Genomic DNA, 25,394 nt, shown 5'->3' on the forward strand with positions numbered 1-25,394 from the left:
TCTTCATGGTATAGTTATCACCATAAGAAAAGCGCGGAAGGCGCGCATCTGATGGCATGCATTCAAATCATGCCCGGATGATCGCTCCGGCTCCGCGTCCAGGGAGGAGACAAGGATCATGGCCCTCGAACCCGCGGCGCGGTCTGCGCTGGCAGAGATGATCGACGCCATCGACGGGCGCGGCTTCCGGTCGCCCGAGCTGATGGTGATCGGCGACAACGCGCTCAACGGGATGAGTTCCGCCACCCTCGACGGCCGCCGCGCGGCGGCGGCACCGCCGGTGATGGCCGCTGCGGCCGCCGGGCTGCCGATCCGGCCGGTGACGCTGCCCCGGGCGGTGCTGGCCGATATGGAGCAGGCCTGCCGCGATCTGGCGGCGGGCGCCCTGAACGTCGCCGGTTTCCGCGAGCGGATCCTGGGCGATCTGGCGCTGTGGGAGGCGGATCTGGCCGGCCCGAAGGCCGAGGGTCCGGCCTGGTTCGACGTGCTCGCGATTTCCGGCGCGGCGGTGGCCGACCTCACCGATGCGGCCTCGGGCAGTGCCGGCGGCGCGCGGCGGATGCTGGCGGGGGCCGCGAAGCGCTTCCGGGCCGCCGCGGGCCTGCCGGGTGACGAACTGGTCGAGATCCATATGGGGGTGGAAACCGTCCATACCCTCAACCCGCGCGGCCTGGCCGAACTCGACGGGTTGACCCAGGTCGACCATGTCGATCTGCGCCGGCCCAAGCGGCTGGTGATCGGTGTCGGCCAGAATGACGGGCTGGTGAGCGCGATCATGGCCGGCAAGCGGATCGACGTTTTCGACCGCCGCCTCGCCCGCCTGCCCGAGGCGATGCGCCGGCTGGGAGAGGCCCTGGCGCCGGGGCTGGAAGAGACGCAGCGCGTGGTTCTGCTGGGCCTGCCCCGGCCCGGCCTGGTCGCCAATCTTCGTCCGAAGACCCTGCACCCGGACGAGCAGGACCCCGGCCGCGACCCCAAGGCGCGCGACCACTGGCGGCGCTATGTCGGCTTCCTGGCCATGCGCGGCGACATGACCGGCCGCGAGGTGGTGGAATTCGACGCCCATGCCGCCGAAACCTGGCGCAAGGCGGTGGAGGCCTTCCGCGGCGCCATCGGCCGCACGGCCGACCGGGTGATCGAGGTCGACCCGGCCACCCTGCTGGCCCCTTACGACCAGAAGCATGGCGGCGCGGGCCTGCCGGTCGATGTCGGCGGCCGCCGTCTGGCCCTCGGCAATCTGATCATCGATCCCGAAACCCCGGGGCTCTACGGCATCGACAACCTCAATCTCAACGGCGCCGGCCAGGCCCTGATCGCCCGCGCGCTGGCCGATGCCCTGGTCCCCGGCACGGGTGACGCGGTCGATATCGACGCCGCCGCCCGCGCCGAACCGCTGCTCCACGATGCCCCGCCGCTGCTCAACCCGGCCGCTTTCCTGATCTCGCTGCTCTCCCCCTTCGTGACGTTCGAGCGGATCTGAGGGGGAACATATCCCGACGCCCTTGACCTCCGGCCGCGACAGGCCGATAGACGGAGACCCTCCCTCTCCGCTGCGAGCATGCCGATGGCCTTTGCCGGCTCCGCCTTCGACCAGCCGGTCCGCCGATGACCTGGCTCACCCTCGCCATCTTCCTGGCGGTCTATGCCGGCATGGCGGCCGGGCGCTGGCCGGGGCTGGCGGTGGACCGGACGGGGATTGCCGTGATCGGCGGGCTGACCATGGTGATCAGCGGGGCGGTGACGCCCGAGGCGGCGCTGGCGGCGATCGACTGGCCGACGCTGATCCTGCTGTTCGCGCTGATGATCCTGTCGGCGCAGTTCGCACTCGCCGGCTTCTACGACCGGGCGGCGGCGCGGCTGGCGGCGGGCAGGGTGGGGCCGGCCCTGCTGCTGGGGCTGGTGGTGGCGGTCTCAGGGCTTACCTCGGCCGTGCTGTCGAACGATGTCGTGGTCTTCGCGCTTGCCCTGCCGCTGGCCCGCGGGGTGTGGGGGCGGGGGCTCGATCCCCGGCCCTTCGTGCTGGGGCTGGCGGGCGGGGCGAATGCCGGATCGGCCCTGACCCTGATCGGCAATCCGCAGAACATCCTGATCGGCCAGCTGGGCGGGCTCGATTTCTGGAGCTATGCCGCGGCGGCGGCCGTGCCCTCGCTCGCGGCCCTTCTGGCCGTGCATCTCGCCATCGTCCTGGTCTGGCGGCAGCGCTGGCATCTGGCGGCGGACAGCTTGTCCGGAACTGCCCCCGACATGGGGATGGCGCCGGCCGTCGACCGCCCGGCGCTGATCAAGGCGGTGGTGGCGCTCGTTGCGGTGCTGGTCGCCTTCTCGACCCCCGTGCCCCATGTCGAGGCCGCGGTGGCCATCGCCGCTGCGCTGATGATCAGCCGGCGGATCGAGACCCGCCGCCTGCTGGCCGAGGTCGACTGGTCGCTGCTGCTGCTCTTCGCCGGCCTGTTCGTGGTGACCGGCGCCTTCGCCGCCACCGGTCTGCCGGGGCAGGCGCTGGCCTGGCTCGCGGAGGCCGGCATCGCGCCGGACCGGCTGGCGGTGATGGCCCCGCTGACGCTTGCCGGTTCCAACACCATCGGCAATGTGCCGCTGGTGATGCTGCTGCTGGCCATCCAGCCCGACTGGTCGCCGGCGGCGCTGACCGCGCTTGCCGTGCTTTCGACGCTCGCCGGGAACTTTCTGGTGGTCGGCAGCCTTGCCAATATCATCGCGGTCGAACGCGTCCGCAGCCTGGGGCTGGTGGTGGATTTCGCGACCCATGCCCGATCGGGCATGCCGATGACCCTGGCCGGCATGGGGCTGGCGCTGCTTTGGTTCGTCGTTTGATCATGGGCAGATCCAGCCGGCTCTCGCCGGCTGCCAGGGATTGAGAATGGTGACCCCGGTGGGCTGAAAGTCGGCAACGTTCCGGGTAACGACCGTCATGCCATGGACGAGGGCTGTGGCTGCGATCAGTGCATCATGTTCGTTCCGCTTGCCGGCGCGGACCTTGCGCAGATCGGACACCACGTTGGTGTCGAGGATATACATTGTCAGAACTCTGCCGGCGGCGTGCCGAGGCCCATGCGCGGCGGATCGAAATCGATCTCTGCGGCTTCGCCCATTGCGAGAAGGTCTGCGATGCTGCGGCGCTGTTGCGTAAGCTTCTGATAGTCCTCGATGGTCAGCAGGACGTGCGCGACCTTGCCGCGATCAGTGATGAAGACAGGTCCGTTGCTGGCCGCGTTTCTGGCGCGGCTGACATCCTGATTCAGTTCCCGGCTGGACAGTGTCGTGATGGTCATGGGCGGCCTCCGGCAAAGGCGTGTCGTGTAGGTATGTTGCTGTAGCGTCCGGGAAATGCAAGCTGCTCCCCCGCCCCAAAACGGCAGGTGGACAGGCATGCAGGTGGACAGGCACCGGCCAGTCCAGGCAGGGTGGGTGCAGTCGGCGCCCCCCGGGGTTGCCATCTTCAGCGAGGACCCGACGTCATGACGGCTCTCACCTGGCGGTTCGACAACAGCTATGCGCGTCTGCCCGGGGCCTTTTACACCCGGCAGGGGCCGACACCGGTGGAGGCGCCGGTGATGGTGATGTTCAATCAGGGGCTTGCCGATGCGCTGGGGCTGGTGCCGCCGGGCGGGATCGACGACCGGTCTGCGGAGCTTGCGGCGCTCTTTGCCGGCAACCGCCTGCCCGATGGTGCCGAACCCCTGGCCCAGGCCTATGCCGGCCATCAGTTCGGCGGCTTCACCATGCTGGGCGACGGCCGCGCGATCGTGCTGGGGGAGCATCTGACCCCCGACGGCCGCCGGGTCGACATCCAGTTCAAGGGATCGGGGCCCACCCCCTATTCGCGGATGGGCGACGGCCGCGCGGCGCTCGGGCCCATGCTGCGCGAATATCTGATCAGCGAGGCGATGCACGGGCTCGGCATCCCCACCACCCGCAGCCTTGCGGTGGTGGCGACGGGTGAGCCGGTCTATCGCGAAGAGGTGCTGGCCGGGGCGATCCTGACCCGCGTCGCCGCCAGCCATCTGCGGGTCGGCACTTTCCAGTATGCCGCCGCCCGCCACGATGTCGCCGGGCTGAAGGCGCTGCTCGACTATGCCATCGCCCGCCATGATCCGGATGCCGCGCTCGACCGGGTGCCGGCGCTGGCGCTGCTCGATCACGTGATCCGGCGCCAGGCGGCGCTGATCGTGGACTGGATGCGGGTCGGCTTCGTTCACGGCGTGATGAACACCGACAACATGACCATTTCGGGCGAGACGATCGATTACGGCCCCTGCGCCTTCATCGACGCCCACGACCCGGCGATGGTGTTCAGCTCCATCGATCGCGGCGGCCGCTATGCCTATGGCAACCAGCCGGCCATCGCCCAGTGGAATCTGGCCCGCCTGGCCGGCGCCCTGCTGCCGCTGATCGACGACGACCAGGAGGCGGCGGTGGCCGTGGCGCAGGAGCGGATCCAGGGGTTCGAGGCGCTTTATACCACCGCCTGGCAGGCGATGATGCGCCGCAAGCTGGGCCTGGTGTCGGAACAGCCGGGCGATGCCGCGCTGATCGGCGATCTGGTCGCCTGGATGGTCGATCGTGGCGCCGACCACACGCTGACCTTCCGCCACCTGACCACTGGCACCCTGCCGGAAGACGGCGTCTGGGCCGATGAAGGCTTCCGCAGCTGGCATGCGCGCTGGTGCAGCCGCCGCGCGGCCGATGACGCGCCCGAGGCCGAGCAGCAGGCCGCCATGGCGGCAGCCAACCCGGTCTACATCCCCCGCAACCACCAGGTGGAAATGGCGCTGGCCGCCGTGACGGAAGAGGGCAATCTCACCCCGTTCCGCCGCCTGCTGGAGGTGGTGTCCCGCCCCTACGAGGCGCGGGACGGCCTTGAAGCCTATGAGGCACCGCCACCCGCGGGCAGCGGCCGCTATCGGACCTTCTGCGGCACGTAAGGGCGGCGGCTGTCGTTCAGTCGCCGTCGGACGTGGTCGAGGCCAGGGGCGTGGGCGGCACGAGCTCGGTCTGGCGGATCAGCACCTCGGCCGGGATCTCCAGCGCCTCGTGCAGCTTGCGGATCATCTCGATCGAAAGCGGGCGGCGCCGGTTCAGGATCTCGGCGACCCGGCCGCGGGTGCCGATCATGGGCTCCAGATCCTTGCGTTTCAGCCCCAGGGCGTTCATGCGGAACAGGATGGCATCTATCGGATCGGGATGGTTCCGCGCGAAATGCTGCGCCTCGTAGGCCTCGATCAGGATGGTCAGAACCTCAAGCCGGTCGCCTTCGGGGCTGCCGGCCGGGGCGCCCCACAGCTGCTCCAGCTCGGCGAGCGCCGCCGCGTGGTCCGATCCGGTGCGGATGGGCTTCAGGCTCGCGGACATGGTTCACCTCCATGACGTCGATTTTATCAAAGGCGCGGTGCCGGCCCGCCCAGCGGATCCAGACGATGCCCCTGTCGAAGTCGACGGCCGTGACCAGGCGATAGCCGCCATCCCTGATGCCGAACACCACCCGGTCGACACCGGTCAGACTTGCGGTCGGGTATTGCCGGGTCAATGCGGCGGCATCCGGCCACGCAGCTGCCGACACCTCGGCGACCCAGAGGTCGAGCGCGGTTCTGACCGCCCGTCGGTCCCTGTGGCCCTTCAGGTCGGTGATCAGATCGTGAAGCGTGCTGCGGGCGATGATCCTCATGGATCAGACTATACGAGGGAACCCGCTTTGGGATCAATGGTCCACCGGCGGGCAGCCGTGGGGCGTCGCCCTCCCGGCTGTCATGGACTCGTGTCGCGGCTGCGCTATCCTTCGACGGGAACCGACAAGGGGGAGACGGGCATGGCCGGAACGGCGGCAGGCGTGCAGGTGGTCTGGTTCCGGCGCGATCTGCGCCCGGCCGACCATGCGCCGCTGACGGCGGCCGCAGAGGCGGCGCGGGCGGCGGGTGCCGGGCTGCTGCCGCTCTATGTTTTCGATCCCGATCTCTGGCGGCGGGCCGATCTGGCGGGCCGCCACTGGGCGTTCCTGCGCGAGGCGCTGGTCGATCTGAGGCGCGATCTGGCGGCGCTGGGCCAGCCGCTGGTGCTGCGCACCGGGGCCGCCGTGCCGGTGCTGGCGGCGCTGCATCGCAGCCACGGCATCGCCGGGCTCTGGGCCCATGCCGATGACGGCACGCCCGGCACCCGCGACCGCGATGCCGCCGTGGCCGCCTGGGCGGCGGGGGAGGGCATTCCCTGGCGGGTGACGACGCCCGGCCCGGCCGCCAGGGCGCCGCTGCCGGCCCCCGAAGCGCTGCCGCCGGTTGCCGGTATCGAGCCGGGCGCCATCCCTGAGACGATCGACCGGGTGATGGGCGATCGTGTGCCGGGCTGGCTGCCCGATACCTGCCCCGGCCGCCCGGCCGGGGGCAGGCGTGCCGGGCTTGCCGCCACCACCCGATTTCTGGAGCGGCGGCTGCCGCGCTATCTGCGCGACCAGGCGATCCCGGCGGTTGCGGGAGAGGCGGTGTCGCGGCTGGGGCCGCATCTGGCCTGGGGCACGCTGTCGGCGGGCGAGGTGCGGGCGGCGGCCGCCCGGCGCCGCGACGAGCTGCGCGACCTGCCCGAGGCGATCACCGGCGCCCGGCCGCGGGCGCTGGAGGTCTTCGGCGAACGGCTGAACCTGCGCGGCGCGGCCCTTGCCGATCCGCCGCCGGATCTGCCCGGCGAGTTGATGCCCCAGGCGGCCGGCACCCCGCTGTTCGAGGCCTGGAGCCGGGGGGAGACCGGCTGGCCGATCGTCGATGCGGCGATGAAGGCGCTTGCCCGCGACGGCTGGCTGCCCTTCACGCTGAGGGCCCTGGTCATGCAGGTGGCGGTGCTGCATCTGGAGCTGGATCCGGTGCGGGCGGGCCTGACGCTGGCCCGCGGCCTGGTCGATTACGAACCGGCGATCCACTGGCGCCGGCTGCGCGATCAGACCATCGGCGCCGCCGGGGGTACCGTGCCGCGGCCCGGCAGCCCGGTGCGCTTTTCGGAACGACACGACCCGGACGGCCGCTTCATCCGCACCCATCTGCCGGCACTCGCCCGCCTGCCGGCCGCCTGGCTGCATGCCCCCTGGACGGCACCGGCCGAGGTGATGGCCGCGGCCGGCATCACGCCCGGCCGCGACTATGCCCGGCCGGTCGCCGACCCCGCGGCCACGCTGCGTGCCGCACGGCTCCGCCTCCAGATCGCCGCTGCCGCGGCACCCGCCGATGCCGCCACACCCCCGCCACCCCCGCGCCGCGGCCGCCGCAAGCCGGTCGATCCGCGGCAGCTGGGCTTCGATTTCTAAAGGGCCATCGCATTCTGAAAGGCCAGCGCAGGCCTCGCACCCGAAGCGGCCGGTCGGATCAGGACAGCCGCGCCGTCCGGCGCACCGATTGCGGCGGATGGCCGAAGGCGCGGAGGAAGGCGCGGCGCATGCGTTCGGCATCGCCGAAACCGGTCGTCTCGGCGACCCGTTCGATCGATTCGCCCGAGGACTGGACCCGTTCGCGCGCAACCTCCAGCCGCAGCCGCTCGATCGCCTTCGACGGGGTCGAGCCGGTCTCTGCGGTGAAGCTGCGGGCGAAATGGCGCGGGCTCAACCCCGCCCGTTCGGCCAGGCTTTCCACCGTCAGCGGCTTGTCGAGGTTCTCGCGCACCCAGGACAGCAGCGGGCCGAAGCGGCCGTCCGGCGTCTTCAGCTCCAGCAATGACGAGAATTGCGACTGCCCGCCGCCGCGGCGGTGATAGAGCACCAGCTGCCGGGCGATGTCTTTCGCCACCGCATCGCCATGATCCTCGGCCATCAGGGCGAGGGCCAGATCGATGCCGGCGGTGATGCCGGCGGAGGTCCAGATATTGCCGTCGCGCAGGAAGATGCGGTCGGGATCCAGCCTCACCTCGGGATAGCGGGCGACGAAATCCTGGGTGCGGCACCAATGCGTCGTCGCCTTGCGGCCGTTCAGCAGCCCGGCCGCCGCCAGGACATAGGCGCCGGAGCAGACGCTGGCGATCCGCACCCCCCGCCGGGCCAGATCGCGCACCAGGGCGAGGGTGGTGCGGCATCCGGTGGCCTGATCGACCCCGAGGCCCCCGGCCACGACCAGGGTGGTGACGGCCTCGGTCGATCGCAGCCCCGCCGCCAGAACTTCCACCCCCGACGAACTGCGCACCGCACCCGGCTCAACCGCGATCATCCGGGAGGTGGCTGCGGTCGGCACCAGGCGCTGCGCGATCTCGAAGACCGATGCCGGCCCGGTCGCGTCCAGAAGCTGGAAGTCGGGAAAGATCAGGATGCCGATCACGGTTCTGTCCGTTTATGAGGGAACTACGGCATTTCGGATTTAATCCGAACATGGCACCGTCATCTCGTCAAGTCGTTTTGAGGTGTTCGATGTCTAAGAATCTGCGGTTCGGTCTTCTGGTCTTTCCGAATATCACCCAGCTGGATATGACCGGGCCACTCCAGGTCTTCTCGTTTCTACCCGGGGCAGAGGTTCATCTGCTCTGGAAAAACACAGATGCAGTCCAGAGCGACGGCGTTCTGTCGATCACGCCGACGACCACCTTCGCTGATTGCCCGCAGCTCGACGTGATCTGCGTGCCCGGCGGCTATGGCACCGATGCGCTGATGGCCGATCCCGAGGTGCTGGACTTCCTGCGCCGCCAGGCGCCGGGCGCGCGCTATGTCACCTCGGTCTGCACGGGATCGCTGGTCCTGGCCGCGGCCGGGCTGCTCGACGGCTATCGGGCGGCGACCCATTGGAGCGCGGTCGAGGCCCTGGCCCTGTTCGACGTGACGGTCTCGCGGGAGCGGGTCTGCATCGATCGCAACCGGATGACCGGCGGCGGGGTCACCGCCGGCATCGACCTCGGCCTCACCATCATCGCCCGGCTGCTGGACCGTCAGGCTGCCGAGACGATCCAGCTGCGCATGGAATACAACCCGGCGCCGCCCTTCGATGCCGGGTCTCCGGAAACGGCGCCGGCGGAGGTTCTGGCGGTGATGGAAGACCGCTTCCGGCTGGCCCGGCAGCAGCGGATGGATCTGGTACGGCAGATCCGGGCGGGACATTCGCCCCGCCCGGACTGACGAGGCCCGGCCGTCACTTGCCGGCAGCGGTCACCAGGCTGCAATCGCTCTCGCTGAGCGGGCGATAGGCATAGGCGGCCGGGATCGTCTCCAGCACGTTGTAATAGGCCCAGGGCTTCTCCTGCGCGCCCGGCTGCTTCACCTGGACGAGATAGAAGTCGTGGACGAGCTTGTTGTCCGCGCGCAGCCGGGCGCCGGGGGCGTAGATGTCGTCGACCGGCGTCGCGCGCATATGGGCGACGACCCGCCCGGTCTCGTCGGTGCCGGTTGCCGCCACCGCCTTCAGATAGTGCAGCACCGCCGAATAGACCGAGGCCTGGGGTGCTGTGGGCATGGCGCCGTGGCGGTCGAAGAAGCGCTTCGCAAAGGCCCGTGTCCCGTCGTTCAGATCCCAGTACCAGGCGGTGACGCCCGTCAGGCCCTGGGCGGTTTCCAGCCCCATGCCATGGATGTCGGTCAGGAACATCAGCTCGGCCACCGCCCGCTGGGGACCGGTGCTCATCCCGAACTCGTTCCACTGCTTCATCGAGGTGACGAGCTGGGCGCCGGCATTGGCGAAAGCGACCACATCCGCCCCGGAACTCTGCGCCTGGAGCAGGAAAGAGGCGTAGTCGGTGGTGCCGAGCGGGTGGAACACCGCGCCCATCGAGGTGCCGCCGGCGGCCTTCAGCGCGCTTTCGGACTCCTTCACCATGTTCTGCCCGAAGGCATAATCGGCGGCGATGAAGAACCATTTGTCCTGGCCCTGCGCCACCAGCCGGCGGATCGGGCCGCTGACCAGGTTGTAATTGTCATGCAGCCAGGCAAGGCCGGTGGGGGAACACTGGCTGCCGGTGATGTCGGTGGTGCCGACCGCGGCATAGATCACCAGCTTGTTCCGCTCGCGGGCGATGGACTGTACGGCCAGCGCGACCGCCGAATTGCCGACATCGACCACCATGTCGACGCCCTCGGCTTCATACCATTTGCGCACGACCTCGACGCCGATATCGGCCTTGTTCTGGTGATCGGCCGCGACGATCTCGACCTTGAGCGACGGTGCCAGCGCCTTGAAATCCTCAAGCGCCAGCCCGGCCGCGACCACAGATCCGGCGCCGGCCAGATCCGACAGCGGCCCCGACTGGTCGTTGACCACGCCGATCCTGACCACATTGTCCGAAATCCCGGCGCCCGAGGTCCCGGCGGCTTCTGCCGGCAGCGGCGCCAATGCTGCGGCCGATAGGGTTATGGCGGCGGCCGCCAGCAGCCGACCGGCCAGGCCGCGTCTTGTCGACGCGGGCCTGTCGTCCGTCTTCGTCATCATGTCGTGGTCCCCCTGTGACGTCCGTTTCCGCAGTCTTCCCCTGCGTATGCGGCCCGATCGGCAAGTTGATCCTGCATCTTCTGATCGGGCCGTCTTATACAATCGAGGCTAAGGGGGCGGGATTATGTCCACAAGGGCGGATTTCCGGCGTTTTCGGCCATCAAAGGACATGCGCCGGGGTGTTTCTGGACTTGGAGGCCGGCGGGCAGGGCGTCAGCCCTGGCCATGCCCCCAGCCCTGGGTCAGCTGCGGCACGCCGCCGGCCGACCAGCCGCCATCGACCGGCAGGACCACGCCGCTGACATAGGATGCGGCATCCGAGGCCAGGAACAGGGCGACGCGGGCGACGTCTTCGGGGCTGCCCTGGCGGCGGAGCGGCACGCTGCGGTCGACCATGGCGTTGGCCTCGGGCGTGGGGGCAAGCCGTGCCATGCCCTCGGTGCCGGCAATCGGGCCGGGGACCAGGCTGTTGACGCGGATGCCTTCAGGCCCCCATTCCTGGGCCAGCACCCGGGTGATCATGTCGACGCCGGCCTTGGCGGCGCAGACATGGACCTGCAGCTCCATGGCCTGGAAGGCCTGCGGGGCCGAGATGTTGACGATCGCCGCCCCCGGTTTGCGCAGATGCGGATGGGCTTCGCGCATCACATGGAAGGTGCCGATCAGGTCGATATCGACCACGCTCCGGAAGCCGTTGGGCGAGATGCCGAGGGCAGGGGCCGGGAAGTTGCCGGCAGCGCCCGAGATCAGCACGTCGATCGGGCCCAGCGCCTTGGCTGTCGCCTCGAAGGCCGCGCGGACCTGGGCCACGTCGCGCACATCGCATTGATAGCCCTCGACCGCGCCGCCATGGGTGGCGAGGTCGGCAACGGCGGCCTGAACCTTTTCGGGCTTGCGGCTGGCCACCGCCACCGCGGCACCGGCCCGGGCGAAGCCATGGGCGATGCCCAGATTGATGCCCGAGGTGCCGCCCATCACGAAGACGGTCTTGCCGGTGAAATCGAAACTGAAGCCGGTCATCTGCCGGGTCTCCTCTCCTGTCCGTCCCTGCGGATGCCCCGCGGGTGTGCGCCGGTTGGGCCCGGTGTTTGATGGGGCCGGCGTCTTATGGGGCCGGCGTCTTATGGGGCTGGGCGTTCAGCATAAGCGGGCAGGCGGGCGGCCGGAAGCGGGGCCGCATGCCCAACCCGGTTTCAAGTCGCGTTGGCATGGCGGTCGGCGGCCGGCTCCTGCATGATTTCATCCGCAACCGGACAGTCCGTGTCCGGACGATCATCCGGGAGAGGAGATGCGCCTGATGACTGACCAACCCCTGAGCGGCCAGGTCGTCTGGGTGACCGGTGCCGGCAGCGGCATCGGCGAGGCCGGTGCCGTGGCGCTGGCCGAAGCCGGTGCGGTGGTCTATCTGAGCGGAAGGCGGGCCGAGCCGCTGGAGGCCGTGGCCGGGCGGATCCGCGATGCCGGGGGCCAGGCCCTGATCGCCCTGCTCGACGTCGCCGACAAGGCCGAGGTGAAGCGGGTGGCGGACGAGATCCTGGCCGCCCAGGGCCGGATCGACATCCTGATCAACAGCGCCGGGCTGAACGTGCCGGAACGCGCCTGGAACGTGGTCTCGCCCGAGGGCTGGGATCAGGTGATCCGGGTCGATCTGGACGGCGCCTTCTACTGCACCCATGCGGTGCTGCCGGCGATGCGCAAGGCCGGCGGCGGGCTGATCATCAACGTCTCGTCCTGGGCCGGGCGCTATGACACGCGCCTGACCGGGCCCGCCTACAACTCGGCCAAACATGCCATGCTGGCGATGAATGCCAGCCTGAACATCGAGGAAGGCCAGAACGGCATCCGCGCCTGCGCGATCTGCCCGGGCGAGGTCAACACCCCGATCCTGGACCGCCGGCCGGTGCCGGTTTCCGCCGAAGACAAGGCGCGCATGCTCCAGTCGGAAGATCTGGGCGCGACCATCCGCTTCGTCGCCACCATGCCGGCCCATGTCTGCCTGAACGAGATCCTGATCAGCCCGACCTGGAACCGGCTGAACGTGATCTGATCGGGGCGGGTCGAAAGCCGGGCGGGTCGCCACCATTGACAGCGGCGGCCCGATCGCCGACATGCAGGGGCGCCGGATGCCTGCCGGCGCCCCGGTCCCGCCCTCTTCGCGGGCCCCGCAGAGGAGAGACGAGACTTGCGCATGCAGCACGATCCCCGCATGGCCGAGCAGCTGCGCCGCCGGCAGCCGATGTTCAACCTGCCGCGGGCGACGCAGATCCTGATCGCCATCAACGTGATCGTGCATCTGGTGCGCCAGATCCTGCCCCAGGGCACGGATTGGGAGCTGATCGCGAACGCCGCGGTCATTCCCGCCCGCTATACCTATGGTCCCGGTTTCGACCTGCCTTCGATCATCGCGCCGCTGACCTTTCAGTTCCTGCATGGCGGCTTTCTGCACCTGCTGTTGAACATGGCGCTGCTGGCGGCCTGGGGCGCGGGTGTCGAACGGGTGATCGGCCCGCTGCGCATGGTGGTGTTCTATCTGGTCTGCGGCGGGGCCGGCGCGCTGGCCCATGTGCTGCTTTACCCTGAGAGCATGGTGCCGATGATCGGCGCCTCGGCCGGCATCAGCGGGCTGTTCGCGGGCGTGCTGATCATCATGCGTCGCCACCGCGCCAGCGGCGGCGCCATTCTGCCGCTGGCCCTGCTGTGGATCGCGACCGCGGTGATCACCGGCATCTGGGGCACGCCGGGGGCAGAGGGCGAATCGGTCGCCTGGGTCGCCCATATCGGCGGCTTCCTGGCCGGTCTGGCGCTTTTCCCCTTCGCGATGCCCAGGCGCTGACCCCTCAGAGGGGGGCCGTCAGAGGGGGTAGGCCTTCAGCACCGCCCGCCAATGGGCGGCACGCGCCTTCAGCCAGTCGGTGACGACATAGGGCGCCGGGGTTTCCTCGCCCGGATCCATCACCTCCAGCACCTCGAATCCCAGCCCCGCCTCGCCGTCGCCGGCCCAGGCGGCCTGAAGATCGCGCGCCCGGTGGCTGCCATGGCGCAGCGTGAACAGGATCCGGTTGCGGATCGTCCGCACATCCGGCGCCGCCCCCACCCAGACCGCACCGGTGGTGGCGGAGCGCAGGGCATAGATGCCTGCAGCGCTCCTGCGCTCTTTCCAGGCGCTGATCGCCGCCTTGCGATCCTGCCGGTTCATCACGTCGTCCTTTCCGTTATTTTTTACCCGGGTAAAAAATGCGATACCATCCGGCGCGTGGTTTGCCAAGGGAATAATACCCGGGTATAAAAGCGGTGTCGCTCACCGAAAGGCCCGGCCGATGCCTGTCTCCGCCTCCACCCCCGTCACCGCCTCCACCCCCGTCACCGCCTCCACCCCCTGCACCGCCTTCGACGGCCCGCGCCGCATAGCCGCCGGTCCTCTCGCCCGCGTCGCCGCGGCCGTGACGGTCGCCATCGAGGCCGGGGCGGGCGGTCCTGTGCTGGTCTTCGACGACCGGAGCGGCGCGGTGATCGATCTGGATCTGCGCGGCTCGGCCGAAGAGGTGGTGGCACGCCTTGCCCCCGACCCGGTGCCGGACGAGGTACCGCGCGGCCGCGGCCGGCCGAAGCTGGGCGTGGTCGCGCGCGAGGTGACCCTGCTGCCGCGGCACTGGGACTGGCTGGCCGACCAGCCGGGCGGTGCCTCGGTCGCCCTGCGCCGGCTGGTGGAAGAGGCGCGCCGCCGCGATGCCGGCCCGGCGCGCATCCGCGCGGCCCAGGCCGCCGCGCACCGCTTCATGACCGCCATGGCCGGCGACCTGCCGGGATACGAGGCGGCGCTCAGGGCGCTGCATGCCGCCGACCGCGCGGGCTTCGATGCGGCGATGACCGCCTGGCCCGCCGATATCGCCGGCCATGCGCGCCGGCTGGCCGCCGCTGCCTTCGGCGAGGGCACGTCGGAAAAGGGTCAATCCTCCTGACCCTCACCCCGAGAAAGCCTCGTTTGCGGGGGCAGGCGGCGTGCAGGAAGATCGGGCCGTTCCAGGTGATCGGAACGCCCGTCATCCCCAGGCCGGCGGCCCCTGCCGGCAGAGGGGCGTTCCCGGCGTGCAGTCGTCCCCTCCGGCGGCTGCACGCCATTTTTTTAGGCGATACTGGCCCAGGTGCTCAACAGTATTTGCCTTTATTGATGAAGCGTGGACTATATGGTTCATGCTGCTTTTGATCATTCATGTGGGCGATTGTGTATTCTAAGACAGCAATGACCTTTTTGTTTTGATTACGATTATTTGAATTAAAAAAGCCTACAATATAAAATAGGCAGAAGATGATCATGGGTATCCATAAGACAATATTGGATTCATATTTGATCAAGGTGCTTGCTACCACAGATGCAGCCATAAGTGCAGGGAGAAGGCCGATCTTTGGGAGGTCGCCTATTCTAAGTGCAACACGCTTATCTATGCACTCCCAATGATGACGATAATGCAGTAGGTACCACTCAAGTGCAGGCTTCGTGAATCCCCTCAATTTTTTAAGATATTCGATATTATTTGATGCATCTCTGTTAATATATAAGAAGGCTTTGGAAGAATGATTTCGATGAATCTGTAGTATAATGATACTAGTTGATAATAAATAGAAAACATAAGAAACTATGGATATTGGATATCCAAAAATAATAACAACACGCATGAATAAAGAATCATAAGATGAAATATACATATAAAAACTTGAAAAAATTATAGATAATGTAGAAATTATAGTAATAATTGTAGAAATTTTTTCAATTAAATATAGTGATTTTGATCCTTTGAACGCATATGCAATATTTTTTGCAGATGCCATTTCTTTTAAAATTGAACCAATATGCTCTATTTCTTTCGGAGAAAAGCACGAATTTTTGTTCGTTTGAGAGGACATATCGCATCCCGAAGCACTGAAATGGCGCGTTAAATACGCGGGGCTTGCTATCGTTCACATGGCGGCGGCTGCCCGCATAAGTCAAGCTGCCCGACGTTGTCCGATTTTCCTATACTGTACAGCGATTGATCAACCCCCGTGTGCTAAATGTAAACGGATAGAGACGGCGGTGTCGCTGCCCCCACCATAGGCCGCCATTGCCATTTTCTCCGAAGGCTTGCAGCGATGCTTGTCGGATGGTCCGACAATCCGTCCTGACGGTGTGCGGGTGTGCAGACTATACAGCGACATTTTCGCAGACTGCGCCATGTCGGATCCAAGGCGGACTGCGGCTTTCAGCCTGCGTTCATAAATGCTGCACCTGCACAGAAGGTCCATATAACGGATCATCCGACCTGATCCATTGACCCGCCCTGTCTCAGGCTCCTAAGATGGCCAGGCAATATCCTTACAAAAAGAGCGGCCGAGTCGACATCCGAACACTGTTTGAGGCGCCATCCGGGAGGTAACCGGAATGTGGCGCCTTGGGACATGGGATGACGGGATCGGCGGCCGATGCATCGAACGGACGCTTGTTCGAACAATGGCAGGGCCGGCGGGGGCTCCCGGACGGCGCCTGAAGGGAGGAACCACCAATGACCATGCGCACGCGCCTGGGCCGCCTCGTCTGCGGTCTGGCCGGCGGCGTCGCCGCCGCGGCCCTTGCCCTCGGGGCGGTTCCCGCCTCGGCCGAGACCTTCAAGCTCGGCATCGTCACCTTCCTGTCCGGCCAGGCCGCGGAAGCCTTCGGCGTGCCGGCGGCGAACGGTGCCAAGACCATGATCGCCGGGCTGAATGCCGGCCAGCTGCCGGCCCCCTATGCGACCAAGGGCTTCGGCGGGCTCGAGATCCAGCCGGTGATCATCGACGAGGCCGGCGGCGCCACCAAGCAGGTGCAGGAACTGCGTAACCTGATCCAGCGCGAGCAGGTGGACGCGGTCGTCGGCTATATCAGCTCGGGCGATTGCCTGGCGGTCGGGCCGGTGGCGGAAGAGCTGAAGGCGCTGCTGATCCTGTTCGACTGCGGCACGCCGCGGATCTTTGAAGACAACAAGTTCAGCTATGTCTTCCGCACCGCCGCCCATGCCACGATGGACAATGTCGGCCTGGTCCGCTACCTGAAGGACCACGACGTCAAGATCAACACCTTCAGCGGCATCAACCAGGACTATGCCTGGGGCCATGACAGCCGCAACGACTTCGTCGCCGCCATGGGCCAGCTCTATCCCGAGGCGAAGTTCGAAGCTGATCTGCTGCCCAAGTTCGGCGCCGGCCAGTACGGCACCGAAATCTCGGCGCTGCTCCGCCAGGGCTCCGACGTGGTCTATTCCAGCGCCTGGGGCGGCGACCTGCAGGCGCTGATCCTGCAGGCGGGTCCGCGCGGCCTGTTCAAGCGCAGTCAGGTCGTGCTGTCCGCTGCCGACCATGTCCTGCCGGCCCTGGGCGACAAGATGCCCGACGGCACCATCATCGGCGCCCGCGGCGCCTATGGTCTGATGAGCCAGCCCAGCCCGCTCAACGACTGGTGGCAGAAGACCTACACCGCCGAGCATGGCGTCTATCCGGTTCAGGCGCCCTACCGCATGGCCCAGGCGCTGCTTGGCCTGAAGACCGCGGTCGAGAAGGCGATGGCGTCGAACGGCGGCAAGAAGCCGACCCCGGACGAGATCGCGGCCGCGCTCAAGGGCTCCAGCTGGGAAAGCCCGGCCGGCACCATCACCATGGCCAATGGCGACGGTCATCAGGCGATCCAGGACATCGCTTTCGGCCGCACCCGTTATGACGCCGACAAGAAGATGGTGGTGATCGAGGATGTCGGCCGCTATCCGGCGAAGTGCGTGAACCCGCCCGCCGACATGAAGGCGCTCGACTGGATCAAGGCCGGCTTCCCCGGCGCAGAGTGCAACTGACCTGATCCTTCCTCCGCGGCCGGTCCGGCCGGTGGGCAATCCGCCCCGCCGCCCGGACCGGCCGTTCCGTCTCGGGCGCAAGCCCCACCCGTCGTCTTCCCGGAGACATCTCCGATGGAGCTTCTGCTCACCGTCCTCGTGGACGGGCTGATCTATGCAGCCTGGCTGTTCATCGTGGCGCTGGGGCTGACCCTGGTCTTCGGCGTGCTGAAGATCCTGAACATCGCCCATGGCAGCTTCTACGCGATCGGCGCCTATGCCGCCGCCTCGACCGTCGGCTGGTTCGTGAGCCTGGGGCTTGCGCCCGAATGGTCGCTGTTCGCCATGCTGCTGGCCGCCGCCGGCGTCGCGGCACTGCTGGGGCCGCTGCTGGAACGCGGCCTGCTCCGGCTGTTCTACGGCCGCGACGAGGTGCTGCTGGTGCTGGTCACCTATGCGCTGTTCCTGATGCTCGAAGACCTGGTCAAGCTGGTCTGGGGGGTCGACCCCTATTACGTGTCGGAGCCCTATATGCTGTTCGGCAATATCGAGGCCGGACCGCTGTTCTATGTCGGCTACGACATCGCGCTGATCGGGCTGGCCGTGCTCTGTGGCCTGGCGGTCTGGTTCGGGCTCAATCGCACCACCATCGGAAAGATCGTCCTCGCCGTCATCCACAACCCTGAGATGTCGGCTTCGATGGGCGTGAACATCAACCGGGTCTATGTCGGCGCCTTTGTCTGCGGCGTGTTCCTGGCAGCACTCGGCGGTGCCTTCACCTCGCCGCAGATCTCGGTCCAGCCGGGGCTGAGCGTCGGCGTGATCATTCTGAGCTTCGCGGTGGTGATCATCGGCGGGCTGGGCTCGATCGAAGGTGCCGCGATCGGCGCGCTGATCGTGGGGATCGCCCGCGCCGGTGCGGTGCATCTGGTGCCCGATGCCGAGCTGTTCATCATCTATCTCGTGATGGCCGCGGTGCTGGTCTTCCGTCCGGAAGGCCTGTTCGCCCGCGTCCAGGCGCGCAAGATCTGACGGGGGTGCCTCTGATGTCGACCCGATCCGCCGTCCTGCGCCCGCTCGGGGTGGCTGCCCTGGTGGTGGCGGCCCTGGCCGCGGCCGGCCTGGCGCTGCCGTCCTGGCTGCTGTTCCTCGCCACCATGGCCATCGCCCATGCGGTGGTGGCGCTTGGTCTCGTCTTCATGATGCGCGGCGGCCTGGTCTCCTTCGGCCAGGGCCTGCCCTTCTGCCTCGGCGCCTATGCCGCCGGTCTGGCCGGGCCGTGGCTGGGCCTTGCCGATGCGGTCTGGCTGCTGATCCTGGGCGGCATCACCGCCGGTGTCGTCGCCGCCGTGTTCGGCCCGCTGCTCGCCCGCTATCGCGGCATCTTCTTCGCCATGCTCACGCTGGCGCTGTCGATGGTGCTCTACGGTCTGTTGGTCAAGGCGACCGCGCTTGGCGGCTCCGACGGGCTCAACATCGCCCGCCCGGCCATTCTGGGCGTCGAGCCCACGGCCGAGACCGCCGATTACGCGCTGTTCCTGCTCGCCATCGTCACCGCCGGCATCCTGTCGGCGATCGCGGCCGCGCATTTCAATTCCGTGCGCGGGCTGATGTCGCTGGCGGTCAAGGAGAACGAACTCCGCGTCGAATATATGGGCGCCTCGGTGCGCTCGATGATGGCGGTCAACTTCGTCGTCGCCGCGGTCTATGGCGGCATCGGCGGTGCGCTCGCCGCCATCGCGCTCGGCCATATCGAGCCGACCTTCGCCTACTGGACCACTTCGGGCGAGATCGTGTTCCTGGCGATCCTGTCGGGCCAGGTGAGCGTGGTGGCGGTGTTCGTCGCCTCGCTGATCCTGGAACTGGTCCGGTCCTTCGCCAATCTCTACTTCCCCGAGACATGGCAGCTGGCGCTGGGCGCCTTCCTGCTGGCGGTGATCCTGTTCCTGCCCAAGGGCATCGGGTCGATCTGGCATCGCGGCCCCGCGAGCCGCCGCGGCCCCGCCGCTGACGAGCCTGTCGCCGATGGGCCTCTTGCCAAGGAGAGCGGCCGATGAACAAGGCGACCCCGGTGCTGGAGACCCGCAATCTCCAGAAATCCTTCGGTGCCGTCACCGCCGCGCGTGACATCTCGGTCGCGGTCGAGGCGGGCACGCGGCTCAGCGTCATCGGCTCCAACGGCGCCGGTAAGACCACCTTCGTCAACATGGTTACCGGCTATCTGAAGCCCGACGAAGGATCCATCCTGCTGGCGGGGGAAGACGTCACCCGGCTGGACCCGCGGCGGCTGACCCGCCGCGGCATCGCCCGGTCCTTCCAGATCCCTCAGCTCTGCGCCGAGTTGACGGCGCTCGAGAACATGCTGGCGGCGCGGGCGGCGGCCGAGGGCGGGCTGCCCTTCTTCCGCCCGGCGCGGTCGGCAGAAGCGCGCGATGCGGCACTTGCGGTGCTGGAGCGGTTCGGCCTGGCGGCGATCGCCGACCGGCCGGTGCTGGAACTGGCCGGCGGCACCCGCAAGCTGCTCGACATCGCCCTCGCCATGACCGGGCGGCCAAAGCTGCTGATGCTGGACGAGCCGACCAGCGGCGTGTCGGCGGAAGAGAAGTTCCCGTTCATGGACCGGATCATGGCGGCGCTGGATCGGGACGGGGTGACCGTGCTGTTCGTCGAACACGACATGGACATCGTCGGGGCCTATGCCGACCGTGTGCTGGCCTTCTATGCCGGCCAGATCATCGCCGACGGCGCCCCGGACATGGTGATGGCCGACGAGGGCGTGCGCCGGCACGTCACCGGCCACTGACGGCGGAGGAGAGATCCCCATGCTCCAGATCGATCACGTCTCCACCGCCATCGCCTCGGTCCGGGTGCTGCGCGATGTGAACCTCACCGTCGGCACCGGCCATATGGTCGGGCTGGTCGGGCGCAACGGCGCCGGCAAGACCAGCCTGATGCGCACGGTGATGGGCCATCTGCCGGTGACCGGCGGCCGGATCACCTTCGAGGACATCGACCTGTCCACCCGGCCCAAACACGCCCGGGCGGCGCTCGGCATCGGCTTCATGCAGGAAGATCGCGGTCTCGTCCCCGAACTGACGGTGGAAGAGAACATCCTGCTGCCGGTCTGGGTGTCGAAGAGCCTGAAGCCGAAGCCCCGGCTCGACCTGGTCTATGGCTATATGCCGGAATTGACCGAGATGCGCGACCGCAGGGCCCTGCTGCTCTCGGGTGGTCAGCAGAAGCTGGTGGCGCTGGCGCGCGCGCTGGCCGTCGGCACGAAACTGCTGCTGCTGGACGAGCCTTTCGAGGGTGTCGCCCCGGCGCTGGCGCAGCGCCTGGCCGACGTCATCGGCCGGCTGCGTGCCGAGAAGCAGTCGATCCTGATCTCGCATTCCGACATGAACCACGACAAATCGCTCTACGACGACGTGACCGTCATCGAACGCGGCGCCAATGCCGCGGCCGGTGCTGCGGCGCATTGAGCTGCCGCCTTCCGCTCCCCAGTCAGATGCGAAGCCAGACCGATGTCCCAGACTGATCAAGCCTCCCCCGCCCCCATGCTCCGGCGCGAACTCCATTTCGGCGACCGCGTCCTGCCCTGTTACGCCGATCGCCCCGCCGATCTGGGCGCGCTGGTCCGCGCCACCTTCTCCCGCATGGCCGAGGCCGAGGCGGTGATCGACGGCGACCGGCGGATGACCTATGCCGGGCTCGAAGCCGCCTCGGACCGGGTGGCGGGCGCCCTGGCGGCGGCGGGCGTGGCCCAGGGGGACCGGGTCGGCCTGCTGCTCGGCAACCGGGCCGAGATCGTGACCGCCTGGCTGGCCTGCGTCCGGCTGGGGGCGATCGCGGTGCCGCTCAACACCCGCGAGCAGAAGCCCGAACTCACCTATGTGCTGGGCAATTGCGGCGCGAAGGCGGTGATCTTCGAAGACGAGCTGGCCGACCGCCTGCCCGATGCGGCGGATGTCCCGACGCTGGCCCTGCGCATCGCCGTGGGCGATGGTGACGGCCCGGCGCCCGCGGGCGCGCTGCCCTGGGCCGAGATCGAGGCGGGCCGGCCTTTCGGCGGCTGGGCCGCGGTCGGCGAAGACGACACCGCGGTCATCCTCTACACCTCGGGCACCACGGGCAAGCCCAAGGGCGCCGAGCTGTCGCACATCAACATCGTCCATTCCTGCGAGCATTACGTCGACCACATGGCGCTCACCATGGACGGGCGCGAGCGGTCGGTGCTGGCGGTGCCGGCGACCCATGTCACCGGGCTGGTGGCGGTGGTCGCGCTGATGATCCGGGTCGGCGGTGCGACGGTGATGATGCGCGCCTTCAAGGCGCCCGCCTTTCTGAAGCTCGCCGAAGCCGAGCGCATGACCTATGGGATCATGGTGCCGGCGATGTACAATCTCTGCCTGCTCCAGCCCGATTTCGCCGGCTACGACCTCGCCGCCTGGCGGATCGGCGGCTATGGCGGCGCGCCGATGCCGATGGCGACCATCAGCCGTCTGGCGGAACTGCTGCCCGGGCTGATCCTGGTCAATGCCTATGGCGCGACCGAGACCACCTCGCCCAGCACGATCATGCCGCTGGGTGAAGGTGCCACCCGGGGCGACACCGTCGGCCGGCCGGTGCGCTGCGCCGAAATCCGGATCATGGACGAAGCCGGCCGCGAGGTGGGCCCGGGCGAAGCGGGCGAGCTGTGGATTCGCGGGCCGATGGTGGTGAAGGGCTATTGGGCACGGCCGGATGCCAATGCCGAGAATTTCGTCTCGGGCTTCTGGCGCTCGGGCGATATCGGCTCGATGGACGAGGCCGGCTATGTGAAGGTCTTCGACCGCCGCAAGGACATGATCAATCGCGGCGGCTACAAGATCTTCTCGGCCGAGGTCGAAAGCGAACTCTCCTTCCATCCCTGGGTGTCGGAAAGCGCCATCGTCTCGCGGCCCTGCCCGGTGCTGGGAGAGCGCACCCATTGCTTCGTGATGCTGAAGGGCGAGGGGCTGGAGAAGACCGAGGACGAGGTGGCCGCCACCCTGAAATCCTTCCTCGCCGCCCGGCTGTCGGACTACAAGGTGCCCGACTATTTCACCTTCGGCGCCGACCCGCTGCCGCGCAATGCCAACGGCAAGCTGCTGAAGCGCGATCTGCGCGACCGGGCGCTCGCCGAAGCGGCCGCCTGATCCCGACCGGTATTGCAGACAGCCACGGAACACCGTCCTCGTGACCCGACCTCTCCCCGATCTGGCCGCGGCGCTTGCCGCCGCGGCCGCCTCCGTCGAACATCCGGGCCCGCTGATCCCCGAAGGTGCGCTCGGCCCCGACTTTCCGGCCGCCCGCCGCGCCGATGTCGAACTGGTGCTGAGCCTGCCCTTTCAGCGGCTGATGGGGTTCGAACTGGTGCGCATCACCCGCGACGGTGCCGAATCGCGCCTGCGCCTGGATGCCCGCCATGCCACCCCCGCCGGTACGGTCCATGGCGGCGTGCTCTACGGCCTGCTGGATCCTGCCGCCTATCTGGCCCTGCTGCCCCATCTGCCCGAGGGCGCCAACGCCTCCACCCACGACATTTTCGTCAGCGTGATGCGCCCGGCCCCCATCGGCGCCGATCTGCGCTTCCACGCCCGCGTCATCCGCAGCGGCCGCCGCGTCGCCTTCCTCGACGCCGAGGCCCGGCTGGGCGACACGGTCTACGCCGCGGCGCGGATCACCAAGACGGTGTTTGGGGCGTAAGGCCGCTCTGGCGTCTTGCAGGCGGTGCGTGGCACAGTTGCCGCATGCCCTGACGTTTCGGCTCTTCCCTCAAACCGACAGATGCGCATGACCCAGGGGCCGAGCCTTTATGATCCGGCAGAAGACCTGCTGTCCGAGGACGGCATCGCGCTGTTCGTGGCGGAGGCGCTGGAAACGGGCGATGCGGCCTATATCGCCAATGCCCGGTGTGTCGCTGCCCGCGCGAGGCGCCTGCTCATGACGAGAAACGGGCCGGCTGAGGAAGTGGGTATGCAGACTCCGGGGCATGAAGAGGGCAGGGCCTGACCTCATGGCCAAGCCCCACGCCGGCTGACGGCTCAGAAGCGGTACGAAATCCCCCCATAGATCGCGGCGCCGTTGCCCGGATAGAACAGGGCGGCGTCGGCATCCGCGGTGGGGGCGACGCTGGTGGTGGCGATGTAGTTCTCGTCGGTCAGGTTGCGGCCGTCCAGGAACAGGGTCACGCCAGCGACCGGTTCCCAGCCGGCGCGGATGCCGAGCAGGGTATAGCCGGGGGCGTCCAGGCTTTCGGCATTGTCGACGGCATAGTCGACCGGCACCCATTCGACATTGGGCGCGATCCAGGCGCCCTGGACCGGCTGCCAGCGCAGTTCGCCATACACCCGGTGCGGCGGCATGCCGGGCAGGGCGTTGTCGCCATAGGTCGGGTCGCCGTCGAAGCGGAAATCCGACCAGGTATACGAGGCCTTGAGCGCCAGCACCTCGGTCAGCGTCAGGTCGAAACCGGCTTCCAGCCCGCGATGGATCGTGCGGTCGGCATTGATGGTGGTGGTGCCGCCGGTGATCGTGCCGAAGGTCTGAAGTTCGTCGCGGATGCGCGATTCAAAGACCGCCACATCGAAGCCCAGCCGGCCGATGTGGCCGCGGCTGCCGATTTCCAGCGTCCAGGCGGTCTGGGCGTCGATATCGGCGAAGCCCGGGGCCGTGCTCGGGTTCACCTCCGACAGGGTCGGGGGCTCGGCACTGCGTGACAGATTGCCATAGAGCTGCCAGTCCGGCGCCGCCTGCCAGATCAGCCCCAGGCGCGGGTTGAGTTCGTCATAGCGCGCCTCGCCCGAATCATCGCCATCCGACAGGAAGGCATCGTCATAGCCGCGGGTCGCATGCATCGCCTGCAGGCCCAGCACCAGGGTGAGGGCGGGGGTGAGGCCGATCGCGTCTTCCGCCCAGGCCTCGTAGGTGCGGCCGCGCTCGGTGCCTTCGGCGGTCAGCGCGCCGCGGCTGCCGCCGATGTTCACATAGCGTCGGGCATCGGTCTCGCCGCCGGCCAGCCGCACGCCGAAGGTGAGACCGTGCGACATGCCGGCAAGCTCGGTGGTGGTGGAAAGCTTCGCCTGCACGCCGCCATCCAGATAGTCGTAGTCGAGCACCTGGAAGATCGGGTGGTAGAGCGATTTGTCGAGCACCCAGCCGCCGAGTTCCAGTTCCGTCGCCTCGCCCAGCGAGATCGACCAGCGATTGGCCAGCCGGACCGAACTGATGTCGCGGCGCTGGTCGCCGGTGATGTTGCCGGCCGCTGTGCTCCGCGGCCGGTTCAGCGCCTGATCCAGGGTGAGCGCGCTCGGCAGTTCCTGCCAGAGATCATCATACCCCAGATAGAGCCGGGTCTCGACCGTATCGCTCACCCGCCAGCCGAGATTGCCGGCGAAGGTCTTGTTGTCGTGGGCCGAATGCGCGCGAAACCCGTCCTCACGATTGAGCGTCGCCGAAAGATGGGCATCCATCCGGCCTTCGGCCACGCCGAAACCCGCATGGGTGCGCACGAAGCCGAAGCTGCCGGTCTCGGCGCGGGCGGTGACGCCGGGATCGCTCAACCCCGTCCGGCTTTCCATCCGGACCTCGCCGCCCAGCATCGACACGCCGTCAGACATCGCGTTGGCGCCCTTCAGCACCTCCACCTGGCGCAGGGTCAGCGGGTCGATCTGCTGAAAATCGCCGGCGCCGTCATTGGTGTTGATCGGCAGGCCATCCAGGCTGAGCTTCACGCCGCGCATGTGGAAATTGCGGCTGAGGCCGGATCCGCGGATCGACAGCTTGGTCTCGGACTGGCCGAAGCGCGACTGGGCATAGACGCCGGGCACGGTCGCGATCATGTCGCCCAGGGTGAAGGCGCGGCTGTTCTCGAACGCGGCGGCCGGCAGCACGGCGAAGCTGCCGGGCAGGCGGGCCTCCAGCTCGGCCGTGCGGGTTGCGGCATCGGGCGCCGTGCGTGAGGCCGTGGCCGGTGCCTCGACCTGAAGCCGGGGCAAAGTGGTTGCGGCATCGTCGGCCAGGGCGGAAAGCGGGGTGAGGGCAGTGACGGCCGTGGCCGACAGCAGGCAGCGCACGGCCGGCCGGGTACGGCCGCCGCGGGGCGGAAAGCGGGTGATCATCTTGTCTTTATGTCCTGATCCTGGAAACCGGA

The 25,394-nt window shown here is 68.0% G+C and carries 25 protein-coding genes and 1 pseudogene; 16 read left to right on the forward strand and 10 right to left on the reverse strand.

Annotated features, from left to right (window positions below):
• The first annotated feature begins 118 nt into the window (after window positions 1-118).
• Window positions 119-1,480 (forward strand): hypothetical protein, encoded by a 1,362-nt coding sequence (locus tag WI697_RS19015; protein WP_345959575.1) that lies wholly within the window; start codon window positions 119-121, stop codon window positions 1,478-1,480.
• Window positions 1,481-1,605: 125 nt separating this feature from the next.
• On the forward strand, window positions 1,606-2,832 hold the full coding sequence (locus WI697_RS19020) for an SLC13 family permease (protein ID WP_345959576.1): 1,227 nt from the start codon (window positions 1,606-1,608) through the stop codon (window positions 2,830-2,832).
• Here WI697_RS19020 and WI697_RS19025 read toward each other — a convergent pair.
• A pseudogene (locus WI697_RS19025) lies at window positions 2,833-2,979 on the reverse strand (VapC toxin family PIN domain ribonuclease); the annotation flags it as partial. It lies immediately after the preceding gene.
• A gap of 59 nt (window positions 2,980-3,038) precedes the next feature.
• Window positions 3,039-3,290 (reverse strand): type II toxin-antitoxin system Phd/YefM family antitoxin, encoded by a 252-nt coding sequence (locus tag WI697_RS19030; RefSeq protein WP_345959578.1) that lies wholly within the window; start codon window positions 3,288-3,290, stop codon window positions 3,039-3,041.
• A gap of 186 nt (window positions 3,291-3,476) precedes the next feature.
• Between WI697_RS19030 and WI697_RS19035 the strand changes: the two genes are divergently transcribed.
• A complete protein-coding gene (locus tag WI697_RS19035) occupies window positions 3,477-4,943 on the forward strand; it encodes a protein adenylyltransferase SelO (protein WP_345959579.1) in 1,467 nt (488 codons plus the stop codon).
• 16 nt (window positions 4,944-4,959) lie between these two features.
• On the opposite strand, the gene WI697_RS19040 is transcribed toward WI697_RS19035, so the two are convergent.
• Both WI697_RS19040 and WI697_RS19045 read right to left on the reverse strand, forming a co-directional pair.
• Complete coding sequence (locus WI697_RS19040) at window positions 4,960-5,370, reverse strand: helix-turn-helix domain-containing protein (protein ID WP_296710300.1); 411 nt, start codon at window positions 5,368-5,370, stop codon at window positions 4,960-4,962.
• Window positions 5,258-5,683 (reverse strand): type II toxin-antitoxin system HigB family toxin, encoded by a 426-nt coding sequence (locus tag WI697_RS19045; RefSeq protein ID WP_082828588.1) that lies wholly within the window; start codon window positions 5,681-5,683, stop codon window positions 5,258-5,260. Before WI697_RS19045 ends, WI697_RS19040 begins: the two co-directional genes overlap by 113 nt.
• A gap of 141 nt (window positions 5,684-5,824) precedes the next feature.
• Between WI697_RS19045 and WI697_RS19050 the strand changes: the two genes are divergently transcribed.
• Complete coding sequence (locus WI697_RS19050) at window positions 5,825-7,303, forward strand: FAD-binding domain-containing protein (RefSeq protein ID WP_345959580.1); 1,479 nt, start codon at window positions 5,825-5,827, stop codon at window positions 7,301-7,303.
• 58 nt (window positions 7,304-7,361) lie between these two features.
• Here WI697_RS19050 and WI697_RS19055 read toward each other — a convergent pair whose 3' ends face one another.
• On the reverse strand, window positions 7,362-8,300 hold the full coding sequence (locus WI697_RS19055; RefSeq protein WP_345959581.1) for a GlxA family transcriptional regulator: 939 nt from the start codon (window positions 8,298-8,300) through the stop codon (window positions 7,362-7,364).
• A gap of 89 nt (window positions 8,301-8,389) precedes the next feature.
• On the opposite strand from WI697_RS19055, the gene WI697_RS19060 reads away from it, so the two are divergent.
• Window positions 8,390-9,088: a DJ-1/PfpI family protein gene (locus WI697_RS19060; protein WP_062764833.1), complete on the forward strand. Its 699-nt coding sequence runs from the start codon at window positions 8,390-8,392 to the stop codon at window positions 9,086-9,088.
• 13 nt (window positions 9,089-9,101) lie between these two features.
• Here the strand turns inward: WI697_RS19060 and WI697_RS19065 are convergent, their stop codons facing one another.
• A complete protein-coding gene (locus WI697_RS19065) occupies window positions 9,102-10,391 on the reverse strand; it encodes an ABC transporter substrate-binding protein (RefSeq protein ID WP_345959582.1) in 1,290 nt (429 codons plus the stop codon).
• A 213-nt stretch (window positions 10,392-10,604) separates the two neighbouring features.
• On the reverse strand, window positions 10,605-11,411 hold the full coding sequence (locus WI697_RS19070) for an SDR family oxidoreductase (RefSeq protein ID WP_345959583.1): 807 nt from the start codon (window positions 11,409-11,411) through the stop codon (window positions 10,605-10,607).
• A 268-nt stretch (window positions 11,412-11,679) separates the two neighbouring features.
• On the opposite strand from WI697_RS19070, the gene WI697_RS19075 reads away from it, so the two are divergent.
• A complete protein-coding gene (locus WI697_RS19075; protein WP_372016444.1) occupies window positions 11,680-12,438 on the forward strand; it encodes an SDR family oxidoreductase in 759 nt (252 codons plus the stop codon).
• Window positions 12,439-12,579: 141 nt separating this feature from the next.
• Complete coding sequence (locus tag WI697_RS19080; RefSeq protein WP_062764841.1) at window positions 12,580-13,224, forward strand: rhomboid family intramembrane serine protease; 645 nt, start codon at window positions 12,580-12,582, stop codon at window positions 13,222-13,224.
• An 18-nt stretch (window positions 13,225-13,242) separates the two neighbouring features.
• Here WI697_RS19080 and WI697_RS19085 read toward each other — a convergent pair whose 3' ends face one another.
• Complete coding sequence (locus WI697_RS19085; protein ID WP_345959584.1) at window positions 13,243-13,587, reverse strand: GIY-YIG nuclease family protein; 345 nt, start codon at window positions 13,585-13,587, stop codon at window positions 13,243-13,245.
• Window positions 13,588-13,708: 121 nt separating this feature from the next.
• Here WI697_RS19085 and WI697_RS19090 point away from each other — a divergent pair, with 121 nt between their 5' ends.
• Window positions 13,709-14,350 carry a DUF2239 family protein gene (locus tag WI697_RS19090; RefSeq protein WP_345959585.1) on the forward strand — a complete coding sequence of 214 codons (642 nt, stop codon included), beginning with the start codon at window positions 13,709-13,711 and terminating at the stop codon, window positions 14,348-14,350.
• A 187-nt stretch (window positions 14,351-14,537) separates the two neighbouring features.
• On the opposite strand, the gene WI697_RS19095 is transcribed toward WI697_RS19090, so the two are convergent.
• A complete protein-coding gene (locus tag WI697_RS19095; RefSeq protein WP_345959586.1) occupies window positions 14,538-15,293 on the reverse strand; it encodes a hypothetical protein in 756 nt (251 codons plus the stop codon).
• Between the two features lie 635 nt (window positions 15,294-15,928).
• Here WI697_RS19095 and WI697_RS19100 point away from each other — a divergent pair.
• The 8 genes from WI697_RS19100 to WI697_RS19135 all read left to right on the forward strand — a co-directional run bounded on the left by WI697_RS19100 (window position 15,929) and on the right by WI697_RS19135 (window position 23,254).
• On the forward strand, window positions 15,929-17,242 hold the full coding sequence (locus WI697_RS19100; RefSeq protein WP_345959587.1) for an ABC transporter substrate-binding protein: 1,314 nt from the start codon (window positions 15,929-15,931) through the stop codon (window positions 17,240-17,242).
• A 114-nt stretch (window positions 17,243-17,356) separates the two neighbouring features.
• The gene (locus WI697_RS19105; RefSeq protein WP_345959588.1) at window positions 17,357-18,253 is read left to right on the forward strand and encodes a branched-chain amino acid ABC transporter permease; all 897 of its coding nucleotides are present in this window, start codon (window positions 17,357-17,359) and stop codon (window positions 18,251-18,253) included.
• Window positions 18,254-18,267: 14 nt separating this feature from the next.
• The gene (locus tag WI697_RS19110; protein WP_345959589.1) at window positions 18,268-19,278 is read left to right on the forward strand and encodes a branched-chain amino acid ABC transporter permease; all 1,011 of its coding nucleotides are present in this window, start codon (window positions 18,268-18,270) and stop codon (window positions 19,276-19,278) included.
• Window positions 19,275-20,024 (forward strand): ABC transporter ATP-binding protein, encoded by a 750-nt coding sequence (locus WI697_RS19115; protein WP_345959590.1) that lies wholly within the window; start codon window positions 19,275-19,277, stop codon window positions 20,022-20,024. The genes WI697_RS19110 and WI697_RS19115 overlap by 4 nt, the downstream gene beginning before the upstream one ends.
• A gap of 19 nt (window positions 20,025-20,043) precedes the next feature.
• Window positions 20,044-20,703 (forward strand): ABC transporter ATP-binding protein, encoded by a 660-nt coding sequence (locus tag WI697_RS19120; RefSeq protein WP_345959591.1) that lies wholly within the window; start codon window positions 20,044-20,046, stop codon window positions 20,701-20,703.
• A 42-nt stretch (window positions 20,704-20,745) separates the two neighbouring features.
• On the forward strand, window positions 20,746-22,398 hold the full coding sequence (locus WI697_RS19125; protein ID WP_345959592.1) for a class I adenylate-forming enzyme family protein: 1,653 nt from the start codon (window positions 20,746-20,748) through the stop codon (window positions 22,396-22,398).
• 40 nt (window positions 22,399-22,438) lie between these two features.
• Window positions 22,439-22,948 carry a PaaI family thioesterase gene (locus WI697_RS19130; RefSeq protein ID WP_345959593.1) on the forward strand — a complete coding sequence of 170 codons (510 nt, stop codon included), beginning with the start codon at window positions 22,439-22,441 and terminating at the stop codon, window positions 22,946-22,948.
• 87 nt (window positions 22,949-23,035) lie between these two features.
• Window positions 23,036-23,254 carry a helix-turn-helix domain-containing protein gene (locus WI697_RS19135; protein ID WP_345959594.1) on the forward strand — a complete coding sequence of 73 codons (219 nt, stop codon included), beginning with the start codon at window positions 23,036-23,038 and terminating at the stop codon, window positions 23,252-23,254.
• A 32-nt stretch (window positions 23,255-23,286) separates the two neighbouring features.
• Here WI697_RS19135 and WI697_RS19140 read toward each other — a convergent pair whose 3' ends face one another.
• Window positions 23,287-25,362 (reverse strand): TonB-dependent receptor family protein, encoded by a 2,076-nt coding sequence (locus WI697_RS19140; protein WP_345959595.1) that lies wholly within the window; start codon window positions 25,360-25,362, stop codon window positions 23,287-23,289.
• Between the last annotated feature and the right edge of the window lie 32 nt (window positions 25,363-25,394).

The organism is Tistrella mobilis, assembly GCF_039634785.1.
Classification (GTDB): domain Bacteria; phylum Pseudomonadota; class Alphaproteobacteria; order Tistrellales; family Tistrellaceae; genus Tistrella; species Tistrella mobilis.